This is a genomic window from Candidatus Babeliales bacterium, assembly GCA_019749895.1.
GTDB lineage: Bacteria > Babelota > Babeliae > Babelales > RVW-14 > AaIE-18.
In genome coordinates this window covers 70,585-83,271 of sequence record JAIEPG010000003.1, presented here as the reverse complement: position 1 = coordinate 83,271, position 12,687 = coordinate 70,585, and the positions used below count along the sequence as shown (strand labels likewise).

The window sequence follows — 12,687 nt, the reverse complement described above, 5'->3', positions numbered from 1 at the left end:
AAAGGACCTCTCAGCATGAAACCATTTATCACAATCAAAGAACTACAATCGTTGCTTGCAAAAAAAGAAGTTTCGCCACAAGAAGTGGTCAGCTTTTTCCAAGCACGCATAAAAAAATATGACCACACACTCAACAGCATTTTAGAAAGCTTTGATGTTGATGCACACACCATTAACAGCGCGTGTGCCACCAACGGCCCACTGGCCGGCATACCGTACGTGTTGAAAGATAACATTTCACAACACGGCCGCATTACCTCTGCCGGTTCCAATATTTTAAAAAATTATCGCGCTACCTACAACGCAACCGCACACGAACGGCTTCAACGTGCCGGCGGTCTTTCACTGGGACGCGCCAACATGGACGAATTTGCCATGGGCGGCTCTGGTGAGTTTTCGGCCTACGGCCCAACCAAAAACCCGTGGGACACCACGCGCATTTCTGGCGGTTCAAGCTCAGGCCCTGCTGCTGCAGTAGCTGCCGGCTTGGTGCCATTTGCGCTGGGAACTGAAACGGGTGGCTCGGTACGCTTGCCTGCCGCATTTACCGGTCTTGTGGGCATGTACCCAACCTACGGACACAATTCGCGCTATGGCGTTTTGGCATTTGCATCATCAACCGACCAAGTTGGCCCACTCACCAAAACGGTCTACGACAACGCGCTGGTTAACTCAGTACTTTCAGGCAAAGATGAGCATGACTCAAGCTCTCTACAAATTGAAAAGAAAGATTACACCAAAAATTTGACCGGCAAGCTGCCACAAGGTTTGCGCATTGGTATTTTGCAAGACGTTGCCGAGCACGAAGGCATTAACGAAGAGATTCGCGCATCATTTCAGGAATCAATTAAGCATCTTGAAAGCCTTGGCGCTACCATAAACTATGTTACTATGCCTCATTTAAAATATGGCAACGCCGTTTATTTTGTGGTCAGTCGCGTTGAAGCTGCGTCAAACTTGTCGCGCTACGACGGTTCGCTGTATGGCAACCGCAACAAAGATGCTAAAACATTGCAAGAAATGTATCTGAACACGCGCCACGACAAATTTGGCGATGAAGTTAAGCGACGCATTTTGACCGGCAACTACGCTCTTTCTTCCAAAAATAAGGGCGAATATTACAACACGGCAACGCATGTGCGCAACATTATTCGCGCTGAATTTATGGAAGCGTTTAAAGAAGTCGACTTGATTGTTAGTCCAACCTCACCAACCATGCCATTCAAAATTGGCGAAGTTGTTGACGATCCAATTGCCATGTATTTGGCGGACTATTTCTTGGTGCCAAACTGCATCGCCGGTACCCCTGCTCTTTCATTGCCTTGCGGCATTTCAAAGGCTGGTTTGCCAATGGGCTTGCAGTTTATGGGCCCACGACTTTCTGAAAGTCTGATTTACCAAGCAGCATACGCATTCGAACAAAGTACCCCGTTCCACACTCAAACCCCAGCGAATTATGAATAAAGAATTTTGGTCCGAAAAACTCACTATTGGCAACTTGGTTATTCCTCGCTTTATGGCAGCGCCACTTGATGGCGTTACCGACTCTCCGTTACGTCAATTAATCCGCGATTTCTGCAAAGAAGAATTGTTAATGACTGAAATGCGGCACGTTTCTCACGTTGCCAACGATAAGTTAAAACGCACGCTCAAATACAAAGAAGTTGAGCAACCGCTTGCCTTTCAATTTTCAGCTAATCGTTTGGAGTGGATTGAGCAAAGCGTTGAGAAGGTTATTGAAAACGGTTTTAAGTTGATCAACCTCAACAGCGGCTGCCCTTCGCGTACCGTTACCGGCTCCGGTTCGGGCTCGGCGCTCATGGCAAACATTCCGTTGCTTGAAAAGCTGTTGAAAGAATTTAACAGAATTATTGGTGACCGTGTTCCCATGACCATCAAAATTCGCGCTGGCTACAAAGAACGCAATGCGGTAGACGTAGCAAAAGCAGCAGAAGCTGCCGGTGTAAGCTGCATCATGATTCATCCGCGCACGCAACCTGAAGGTTTTGTTTCACGCTTAGATTTTGAGCTAACCAAACAAGTTAAAGAAGCGGTTAAAGTACCGGTAATTTTTTCTGGCAATGTTAACAACTTTGCCCGTGCCGAAAAAACCTATGAACTAACCGGTGTTGACGGCTTCATGATTGGTCGCGCGCTCTGGGGTGCACCGTGGAAAATGCGTGAGATTGTTGAAAACTCGCAAGGCAGAGAATTTTCGGTTGATACCACAACGGCACTTGATTATGCTCGCCGCCATTTTTATTTGAACAAAGATTTTTATGGCAATTCAGGTTTTAGCATTTTCAAAAAGCAACTGCCACAATATATTCGCAGTGTTGAAAACGCCGCTATGTGGCGCAAAACACTTCTTACCACGCAGACGGAAGAAGAAATGCGCTTAAAACTTGACGAGCTATGCCGCGAATACAAAGTTGAAGATACTGCCAATTGCGCTACACTCGCACAAGAGTAGTTTTCTTGTGTCAGCCTAAATCGCAACAGTATTTTTTATTATGATAACTAAAAACAAAACATTTCTATGGTCCGCAGGAACCATGATAATCCTGCTCTTTTTTATTAATCGCATATTTTTTTTCAACACAGGTTATTTAGAAAAAGCAGCAACAACCATTACGTACCCTTTTGTTGCCGCGTCAAGCTCCCTTGCTTCATATGTGAGCAGCATTATTGTTCAAAAACGTTCATATCAAGAATTGCAAGAGTATGCCAACAAGCTCGCGCTGGAAAACGAAATTTTTCAAGAGCAACTCATTAAACTGCAAGCAACCGCCCGTCACTACAACCAAAGCAAAGAGCTTATTGATTTTCAAGATCGCTATGATCTTTCAAAGGCACTTGTTTCAAAAATATTAGTCAAAAATTTATCTGCCGATGAGCATTACTACATCATTAACCGAGGCTCGCGTGATGGCGTGGTTAACGACATGGTTGCCATTTATAAGTTGCAAATTATTGGCAAGGTTGTTGAGGTGTGGCCGTGCTACAGCAAAGTTATGCTGCTCACCGACCAACAATGCAAAATTGCTGCATTTACCAACACCACTGATGCTCAGGGAATTGTGCAAGGTACCAACAAACACAATCACTGCACGCTTTCTTACATCACCAGCCTTTCAAAAATTAATCTCGACGATCTGGTCTTTTGCAGCGGTCAGGGACTTATATTTCCTGAGGGCTTTTGTTTAGGAAAAATCAGTAATCATCGGCATCAACCAAACGCTTTGTATCATGAGATTGATATTGAGCCGTTGGTAGATCTTTCAACCATCAATTTTTGTTTGCTGACTAACCAATCAAAGATAAACCTTTTCTAGCCTTTTTCGCTTTTTTCTGGTAAAAATTAAGCTGAAATGTGGTAAGCGCCTGTAGCTCAATTGGATAGAGTGCCGGACTTCGAATCCGTAGGTTGCAGGTTCGATCCCTGCCAGGCGCACTTCATTTACCCATCTCAATCACTCAATCAAAAGGAGAATCCCCAAAGATTTGTGTGCCTATAGCTCAGGTGGATAGAGCGAGCGATTCCTAATCGCTAGGCCGCAGGTTCGAGCCCTGTTAGGCACACTTTCCAAATTCTACATAAAAACTCGCACTTCCCAGATCATTAACGCAACTTTATCTTACTGTTTGACCCCTTTTTCTGTTTAATTGTAAAAAATCACAGCAACTGTTAGAATTCATAACAGTTGCTGTGATTTTTTAATTAAAACTCTCAAGCACCCCAAAATCCCCCTTTTTGCATAATTTTGCCCATTTTTAAAGCAAACAACCCCATTTTTTCTCATTTTCAAGCCTTTGACTAATATACATTATATAAGTACTCTTAGTTGTATAATTAAAAATATTATCGGAGGATTTATTATGAATAAGAATATAATTTTACTCGTGACAGTTGCCACAGCGCTCACAACAAGCACTGCCCAGCCCATGTTTCCATTTATAAACAATTTATTCGGCAGCAGCAGCCCATCATCATCAAGTTCAAGCAGCTCCAGCTCATCCAGTAGCTCTTCATGGTCGTCAACATCAACAGGACACTCAGCTAGATCATGCCCAAATCCATGGTGCAACGCAAGAATCAGTAGCGATTCAACCAGTTGCCAATACTGCGCACCTCCACTCTCGCGCGACCCTTTTTCTCAGAGAACAAAACGTGGCGCTTCACAAATAACACCAAGCCTTTTGCCAGCATCAGTAGCAGCAAGTGAAGAATATAATGACCTTCCCCTGCTTGAACCTACTGGTCCACTACCATTACCTCCTTTGGCACCAAGCACCTCAAGCCAAGCAGTTGAAATTAATCCACTATTTGCTGCAATTCAAAGCAATAAACTCTGCGATGTACTGGCTATTGTTGAAGAAAAAACAATCGACATCAACGCCCTGGTAGAAATTGACCTCATTTCTGAACATGATGAAGATGAGGACAAAAAAGCATTCATAACAGCACTACACTTAGCTGCTATCCTTAACGACAACGCATGCACAGAAATCCTTCTTGCCAACGGCGCAAATCGTGACATCACGTCATTGCCCAATCATAAAACAGCATTTGAAGTAGCTCTTGACCGTGGTCATGAAGTCTGCGCAACAACATTACTTGATTTTGAACCAAGCTCAAGCAGCTCTAGTTCATCAAGTAGCTCAAGCAGTTCAAGTTCGAGCATCATCCAAGAACAACAACCGGTAGAAGAACCACAAGCTCCAGTTGCTGTTGAAGTACCTGAATGTGCTGTTTGCTATGAAGAATTTTCTGCAGAATCTGAAGAAATTCCAGCATGCTCAAACCAAAAATGTGGCCAGCTTATTTGTGAAACATGCCTAGAAGCATGTATGAAACAAAGCCCTTTATGTCCAATCTGTCGAGAAGACTTTAAGACAGGCAAACGTCAACGAACAGAATAAGCTTTGTTGAAAAAATAACATGATAAAAATAGGGCACTAACTATAAAATTAGTGTCCTATTTTTTGTTAAAATATACGTTAGTGAAAAATATTAAAAATTATGGAGATATTACTATGAAAAATAAAGCAATCCTTTTGGCATTCGTTTTTGTATGTGCTACCAACACAGTGCAACCCGCAGCAAGCAATGGGGACGACTATGGTTATTTGTATGAAGGTCTTGAACAAAACCTTGAAGCTGCATTGCAAGAATCTTTGCAAGAGCAACTCGACCAAATGTACGAAGCTATTGTAGGAAACGATCCAGAACAAATCCAAGCACTTATCAGACAAGGCATTGGACCAGAAACACGCTTAGCAGATGGTAGAACAGCACTTGAGCTTGCTCTAGGACTTGAACGCGAAGAGTGCATAAGCACGCTTCTTGGCACAAGTGCTCAAAAGCCTTGCGGGGAAGAAAATACCACTGAAATAACCGGCATCATTGAAAAAGCTTCGATGGATACATGTTCCATCTGCCTTGAAAATTTTGAAGAAAATGAGCGTTGCATAACCCTTTATTGCAATCACGATTTCCATGAACACTGCATGCTGAACAGCGCTCAGTTTGAATTGAAAATTACCGATGAACTTATAGCACTTGAAGGCGCCAACAGCAAAGAATATGCAACATGCCCAATGTGCAAACAAGAAACTCAATACACGCGCGACAACCAACAACTCGGTGGCATACTACGCAGAGTTGTCATCGCGAGCTCAAGCTCCTCAAGTAGCTCAAGCAGCAGCTCACGATCAGTTCGTCAACGAACTGAAGATACCTGCGTAATTTGTACACAAAGCTTGTCAGACCCTTCACAAGAAATCGTCCCATGCGATGATTGCGCTACAATATTTCACTGCGCATGCTTAGAATTCGCTGTTTTAAATAATTGGACCTGCCCAGGGTGCCAACTGCAGAAAAGCCCAAAGCACCAACGCACAAACTAAGCTCTTTTACTCGTAAGAAACTAACTAAAGCGGGCACCGATTTTATAGTCAGTGCCCACTTTTATGTTAAAACGTGATTTTTTAAACAAAGCTGCTACAATAAAATAAAGAGCTTTAAATACGTAAAATAAAGGGTTTTTATGTTTTCAGTAATTATCTTTTCACTTGTCGCTTTCTTTGCCTGCACCACACCACCTCTTAACGCTGACTCAATTATGGGCGTGGCAAACCTCTCTGAAGCAACATATAAAAAATTAACTATTTGCGGTCCAGCAACATTAAAAAATATAACCGCCAAAACACTCAACATAAAAGGTCCCTTGAAGTTTAACAACCTCACCGTTCATGAAACTACTGAACTTTATGGACCAATGGAAAATACTAAAGGCACGGGCACTTTTGGCTCTATCATAGTTAAAGGTCCCGTTGAAGCGCAAAATATTGAATGTAAAGAAACATTAAAAATCACCGGACCAACCACACTATTACATGCAAAAATTGCCGGCAAAACAACTATTATAGGCACACTCAAAGCTTCTGATTCTACCTTTAAAAATATTTGTATAACAGCTCCAAAAATCGAGCTAACCGATTGCACAACCAACAATATTGTGGTCAAAAAGAACAAGAGCGGCAACACAAGTAAATCATTTTTTGGCTGGTTATTCGGTTGGTCTTCAGACGACAAACCTGAGCAGCAAAAGCTTATTCTTGATGGCATAACAACCATTAATGGCAGCATTACCTTTGAAGCTGGCAACGGCATTGTGGTAACCAAGGGCAGCTCAATAAACATCACCGGAAATGTTTCTGGCGCAACAGTACAAAAAAAATAATTTTTATTGTACAAAAAATTTTAGAGCCGCTGTAAAAAACAGCGGCTCTTTTTTATTTAATAAACTGAGTAGCTCAATAAGCTTTGTACTTACAAAGCTCCTTTAGCGAACAACCAGAAGCACTTCCATCACAATCAAAATAATAATTACCAAACTTAAAAACTCTTCGTGAATGGTATCTAAACGATCTTGATACACGGTATAAAGATCTTTTATTATATCCAGTTTTCTATTAATAGAGTCGCGCCATTCTTTAATAAAGAAACGATCAACCAAGATGGCATAAAAGTTAGAAAAGTAGAAATCGCCTGACGACGTCACACTATTTTCAAGCCGCTCCGTCACTACTGAAATATCAACGCGCAGCTTTGCAAGGCGCGAAACAGGCAAGTCAACTTGGCTGCTCATGAACGGAATATACGCAATGAGTGGAATTTTATACGAACTTTGTGCATAAAAATAGTTGAGCTTCTCGTCCAAAACGCGGTCGAAATATTGCAACTCAAGCTTTTCAATGCTTGCTGATTCAAAAAATTCGAGTGGTTCAAAAAATTCGTCATCGTAAATAAGCGCCACGTTGGTATCTACAATAATCATGTCTTGACCATAATAACTCGTTGTTGCCGAAAGCACTTCTGTACGTTGACGCTCAGACAACGTTTGCATTTCAAGACGCAGCAATGACGCTATTTTTGGGCTATTTTCATCTCTAAATTGCTCAGCCGTAATTGCAGGAAGCGGGGTAATTTGAACCGCAACATATGAACCTTCAAGATTGGCAAAGTGCGGCTTATTAATAGCAGAATGAATGCTTTGAAATGCTTCATTTGCCGCTTGCTTGCTCAACAAATCAAATTTTTTCTTAACAGCACCAAGCTTATGCTTTAAGTCCTCAAGTGACTCTTCGTAGGGAATGCGATAGCAAAAAGAAATAACCCCAAAGTTATAAACTTTGCGAAACAAGCAATGCCCACCGTGCTTTACTAAATCTTGTTCTTCATTTTCGTCTTTAAATCGAAAAGAAAGCGGCACATGATAATGTTTAAAAAAAGGCGAAAGCGGTGTATCAGCTATTTTAACAAAATTCTTTTTTCTAATCGTATCAAGATCAACATCATCGCCAATATCGTACACATAAAAAAGTAAGATATTGCCTGACACTTTTAACATTGTTGGAGATTGTTCTGCTGCCATCGGTTTTCCTCTCTTTTAATACAAAAATGCCATCTGCTGATCTGACAATTGCAATGCACGCGTGATTTCAAATGAACGGCACCCGGCTGCCCACCCTGCTTGCAAATCAAGTAATTTATCACCAAACATAAGTGAGTTTTTTAAATCTAGGTTATGCTCACGCGCTGCTTGTTGCAACATGCCCGGCATGGGCTTGCGACACACACACGCCGTAATATACTCACTCACCGCACCTTTTTCTGGATGGTGGGAACAATAGTACCAGCCATCAACTTGAACACCCTGCTCACGCAACAATGTATCTAAATACGCATGCGTTTGCTGCACAAACGGTTCATCAAAAAAACCGCGGGCAATACCAGACTGATTGGTTACCACAAAAATTTTGTAACCCTGACTTGCCAACAACCGGCACAGGGAAACTGCCTTTGGAATAAGTACTACATCTTCAAGCCGCGACAAGTAATTAATATCATTAATAAGCGTACCATCGCGATCAAAAAATGCTGCTTTGTTAGTTTTCATAAAATTCTTCATATCCTCACAGTTTAGCATAAGGAAAAATTTTGACACTGATTTCAACTATTCTTGGTCATACGAGGGGCTTGGCAGCACACCGTTTTCTTTAAACCGCTGGTACGAATCTAAAAATCGATGCGCAATTAAAATGGCCGGCCGCGAACCACCGGCATGCTCGAGCAAAACAATAAGCACCAGCGGCTTTTGTTCTTTGTACTCAAAAAATCCGGTAAGCCAAGCATGCTCAAAGTGCTCCCGCTGGGTCTTTTCTTTGTTTAAGCTACAGGTTTGAGCTGTTCCCGTTTTTGCAAAAATTTTAAAATTTTTAAAATGACGCAACCGCCACACGGTACCTTTTTGCACGGCTGAATACATTGATTGGCGTAAAAAGTCTAAAACAGGCGCAGAAACCGCCAACTCTTCACGCTGCACCTCTTCACTTTCCAAAATCCGCGGTTTAACTAAAAAACCGGTACACACCGCCCCATACATACGCGCAATTTGCAGCGGCGTTACCAACAAATAACTTTGGCCAATTGAAACTGACAATGTATCACCAGGCCACCAAACCTCGCCTTTCATTACCCGCTTCCACTGCGACGTTGGCACCAGACCAGATTTTTCGGGCAGTAAAAAGTCTGTTTTATAGCCAAGCCCAAAGCGGCAGGCATAGTCGGCCACTGTGTCGATAGACAAATGCTTAGCCGCCTCAAAGCACAAAATATTGCACGAATGAGCCAGTGCATCTTGCAACATCATGGGACCATGGCCCCAGCGACGCTGGCACAAAAACTTACGTCCGCCAAAACGCATAAACCCTTGGCAGTTAAACTCTGACTCAGTACTCAAAACACCCTCTTCCAAGCCAGCCGTCACCGTAACCAGCTTAAACGTAGAAGCTGGTGGGTACAAAGCGGCCGTGGCGCGGTTTAATAAGGGACTATTAACGGTAAACTTCTCTTTCCACAAGGCCTCAGAAATAGGCTGCACAAAGTGGTTGGGGTCAAAATTGGGATACGATACCAACGCGCGCACCGCTCCATCTTCTGGATCCATCACAATCAACGCGCCGGTCTGGTCAGGCTCAAAGGCCGACTCTGCCAAACGCTGCAGAGCATAGTCCAGCGTCAAGGTTAGATCGTGCCCCGCCTGGGCATCGCGCCGTTCGCGCTGGCGCAAAATGCGACCCGTCGAATTAATAACCGACATTTCGTAACCTTGCTGCCCACCCAAATCTTGATCAAAAAGCTTTTCTAGCCCATCACAGCCAACATTTTCGGCCCGACTGAGATAACCCACAATGTGGCTTGCAAAATTTTTGTGTGGATAATAACGCTCAAAACGGCTTTTAATAGTTAAATTGGGTACCTGCGAACACTGCTCACTCACTTTACACAACTGCCCAAAATTAACGTTTTGCTTAAGCAAAAATGACCGGGCATAGCGCTCGGCCTTTTTTAGCCCCGCCAAGGTAGCCGGCTCCAAAGCCCCATCACCCAAAAGCTGCATAATGTGGCCAACCGCTTTTTCTTGCTGATCAGAAAGCACGGTTCCAGCCCCTTGCCAGTAAAGATCAAAAATGGGCCTATTTGCAGCCAAAAGGGTACGATTGCAGTCGTATAAATTACCCCGGATGGGTAATATAGTCTCAGTCCGTAAAAAGTTACGCTCACCCAAATTATTGAGCAAAAGCCACTGGTTAACCTGCAAATAGAACAATCTGAGCAGAATTATGAAACAAAAGAGCAAAAAACCGTAGACCAGCTGCCATAAGCGGGCTTTGCGCACCTGGCTCATTTTAGCACGAATTGGCATGGCGTGGGTATCCTATTTTGAAACAACAAAGGTCTTAAAACTTGGTATTTTTATAAAAAATGGCACTTTTTTACCAAGAATACACCACAATAGTGCCGCCAGCAATACACGTTAAAAAGAACCAACCAACACGATAGATTTTCAGAACACAGACCAACTGAAGCCTTTTGACAAGTTAATTTATATAAAATATACTAATAGTAAGTAAATATTGGCCTTTGAGCTGAATTTACTAAAATGAGGTTATCACTAAAGACCTGCTTGCCGGGTTGAAAAATGGATGAAAGGTTATTATATGAACAAGTTATCTAAAATCACGCTCATTGCATTAGTTATGGGAACGTTTTCAGGAGCTGCCTACAGCGCTGCCGACAATTCAAGAAAACGCGGCGAAAGACCCGAAGAACAGGAAATTATAGAAACTGAAACAGGAACCAAAAAACAGCGCGTAATCGTACGCGGAGTTGCAGTACCAGCAGGTACCGTTGAAGAACTTTTGGCAACAGCACGAGACGGCCTAACCAATGTTGATTACTCTGCAGTCAATCAGGCACCTGCAACATTAGCAAGCGACAGTTCAAGCGATCTTGGGCATTATATGAGACTACCGTATCCAACCCAAGCTGACATAGAATTTATAGGCAATGAATTTATTGCTCTTGCCGGATTAACTGAAAAATTAGAGCAAAGTCGACAAAAATTTCAAATTCTCAAAGAACGCACAACCGACCAGGCATTGGCGGCTGCACATCAGGAAGGCACATTACAAAAGACTATTTGGGAACTACAAAGTGAGTATAGAATCTTCTCTCATGAGGTAGAAATGTACCGAAGAAGTCTGGTAATCGTTATACGAGAAGAACTCTGTGCGTACATTGGCTACTACCCAGCAACGCAGGACCCAGACATAATCTTTACCCCAGCCAACCCACCTATCCATCCGTGGTTAAATGTGCGCGCCCTACTTGAAGCAAAGCTTTGTTTAATAGATCATACCGATCCTAAAAACCCTTACTTTATTCCAGACAGGCTCAACCGCAGGCTGAAGGACTGGCAAGACCCGCACAAGCTTCAGGACAACTTAAGACGTGCTAACCCCAAATCTGACTGCATAATTCAGTAAAAAAACGTAAAAAAAAGGGCTTTTGTTGTATTTTTAGCCAAAGAGCCAGATGGGGCGTTTGACAAGCAAAATGGTATAAAATATACTAATAGTAAGGTAAATTGGCTTTTTAATGAAAGCCTTACCAAAATGAGGTTATAATTTCTTAATTTTATCAAAAACCTAATGGAGGTTTCAGATGAAGAATTTTCTTAAAGTCCTTTTAGGCACAGCCCTTGCGGCAAGTATGGTTAGTTTTGATGTGAATGCAGCAGCAACTCCAACACAAACACCAGCTACAAATGCAAAACGAACTGAAAGACCAGACGAAACAAGCACGCCAAGGTCTTCTGGTGCAACTAAAGTATCAAGAACCAATACTACCCCTGCAGCAAGCTCAACAAGCACGGCTCAACAAAGTACACCATTGGTCCAAGACCTTGATGATGACATCTTCGGTCCTGACACACCAAGTTCATCAAGCTCATCAAGCTCTTCAAGTTTACCAAGCACCCCGCTAGCGAGTCCAAGCCCTGCTACCGCCCCAGTTTTAGCAGCAAGATTACACGAGGTTGCACAAACAGGAAACGTTGCAGCACTTCAGCACATTAATGTTACTCCTGAAACATTGAATACCCCTGATGCAGCAGGCAAAACAGCCTTGCATTTGGCCGTTCAACATAACCACGAAACGTGTGTTTTTATACTTATGCAAAAAGGCGCAAATCCTAACACTCGTGATGCTGAGGGCAACACCCCGCTTCATACCGCCATTGCTAATAATTCTATAAGCTGTGTAAACATACTTCTTAGAACAGCAGCACTTGAATTGGTAGACACGACTGGTAACTCGCCACTTCATGCAGCAGTTATGAACAACCACGCGCATATCGTAGCTTTAATTGCAAAAAAAGCTAAACCGGAAATATTTACGACAAGAAACTATCTCTTCGAAACACCACTACACGTAGCAGCCCAACGTGGCCACACAGAGTGCCTTATAGAACTGATAGAATCAGGCAAAAATGCGCTTGATACTGCAAATCTTGCAGGCAATACCGCTCTTCATTTGGCTGCCATAAACGGTCATGGCGATTGTGTTCAAATATTATTGAAAAACGGCGCTAATCCAGATCTTGAAAACTTAAACAGAAATACGTTTCTTGATGAAGCTCATAAAGCAGGAACATACCGCCACATCTTGCCATTCATCGAAGTTTTAGAACAACCAGAACCTACTACTCAAATTTCAGCACGATCAGGAAGATTTACGTGCGCTATTCAGTAAAAAAATAGTAAATAAAAAATGAG

11 protein-coding genes and 2 tRNA genes are annotated in these 12,687 nt (G+C 42.7%); 10 read left to right on the top strand and 3 right to left on the bottom strand.

From position 1 onward, the window contains the following. The first annotated feature begins 15 nt into the window (after positions 1-15). The 8 genes from gatA (at position 16) to K2W90_03095 (ending at position 6,746) form a co-directional block, all read left to right on the top strand. Positions 16-1,464 (top strand): Asp-tRNA(Asn)/Glu-tRNA(Gln) amidotransferase subunit GatA, encoded by a 1,449-nt coding sequence (gene gatA / locus K2W90_03130; GenBank protein ID MBY0353332.1) that lies wholly within the window; start codon positions 16-18, stop codon positions 1,462-1,464. Further along, complete coding sequence (locus K2W90_03125; GenBank protein MBY0353331.1) at positions 1,457-2,473, top strand: tRNA-dihydrouridine synthase; 1,017 nt, start codon at positions 1,457-1,459, stop codon at positions 2,471-2,473. Before gatA ends, K2W90_03125 begins: the two co-directional genes overlap by 8 nt. Before the next feature lie 40 nt (positions 2,474-2,513). Continuing rightward, on the top strand, positions 2,514-3,335 hold the full coding sequence (gene mreC, locus K2W90_03120; GenBank protein ID MBY0353330.1) for a rod shape-determining protein MreC: 822 nt from the start codon (positions 2,514-2,516) through the stop codon (positions 3,333-3,335). Positions 3,336-3,380: 45 nt separating this feature from the next. Further along, a tRNA-Arg gene (locus tag K2W90_03115) sits at positions 3,381-3,454 on the top strand. A 54-nt stretch (positions 3,455-3,508) separates the two neighbouring features. Beyond that, a tRNA-Arg gene (locus K2W90_03110) sits at positions 3,509-3,582 on the top strand. A 297-nt stretch (positions 3,583-3,879) separates the two neighbouring features. Then, positions 3,880-4,923, top strand: coding sequence for a hypothetical protein (locus K2W90_03105; GenBank protein ID MBY0353329.1), 1,044 nt, complete (start codon positions 3,880-3,882; stop codon positions 4,921-4,923). Between the two features lie 114 nt (positions 4,924-5,037). Then, positions 5,038-5,910 carry a hypothetical protein gene (locus K2W90_03100; GenBank protein ID MBY0353328.1) on the top strand — a complete coding sequence of 291 codons (873 nt, stop codon included), beginning with the start codon at positions 5,038-5,040 and terminating at the stop codon, positions 5,908-5,910. 140 nt (positions 5,911-6,050) lie between these two features. Further along, positions 6,051-6,746 carry a hypothetical protein gene (locus K2W90_03095; GenBank protein MBY0353327.1) on the top strand — a complete coding sequence of 232 codons (696 nt, stop codon included), beginning with the start codon at positions 6,051-6,053 and terminating at the stop codon, positions 6,744-6,746. A 102-nt stretch (positions 6,747-6,848) separates the two neighbouring features. Here the strand turns inward: K2W90_03095 and K2W90_03090 are convergent, their stop codons facing one another. The 3 genes from K2W90_03090 to mrdA are packed head-to-tail and all read right to left on the bottom strand — an operon-like array spanning position 6,849 to position 10,274. Then, on the bottom strand, positions 6,849-7,940 hold the full coding sequence (locus K2W90_03090) for a hypothetical protein (GenBank protein ID MBY0353326.1): 1,092 nt from the start codon (positions 7,938-7,940) through the stop codon (positions 6,849-6,851). Between the two features lie 15 nt (positions 7,941-7,955). Next, positions 7,956-8,465 (bottom strand): HAD family hydrolase, encoded by a 510-nt coding sequence (locus K2W90_03085; GenBank protein ID MBY0353325.1) that lies wholly within the window; start codon positions 8,463-8,465, stop codon positions 7,956-7,958. A 57-nt stretch (positions 8,466-8,522) separates the two neighbouring features. Continuing rightward, complete coding sequence (gene mrdA / locus K2W90_03080; protein ID MBY0353324.1) at positions 8,523-10,274, bottom strand: penicillin-binding protein 2; 1,752 nt, start codon at positions 10,272-10,274, stop codon at positions 8,523-8,525. 295 nt (positions 10,275-10,569) lie between these two features. Between mrdA and K2W90_03075 the strand changes: the two genes are divergently transcribed. Continuing rightward, on the top strand, positions 10,570-11,397 hold the full coding sequence (locus K2W90_03075) for a hypothetical protein (GenBank protein MBY0353323.1): 828 nt from the start codon (positions 10,570-10,572) through the stop codon (positions 11,395-11,397). Positions 11,398-11,575: 178 nt separating this feature from the next. Next, positions 11,576-12,664, top strand: coding sequence for an ankyrin repeat domain-containing protein (locus K2W90_03070; GenBank protein ID MBY0353322.1), 1,089 nt, complete (start codon positions 11,576-11,578; stop codon positions 12,662-12,664). Positions 12,665-12,687: the final 23 nt, after the last annotated feature.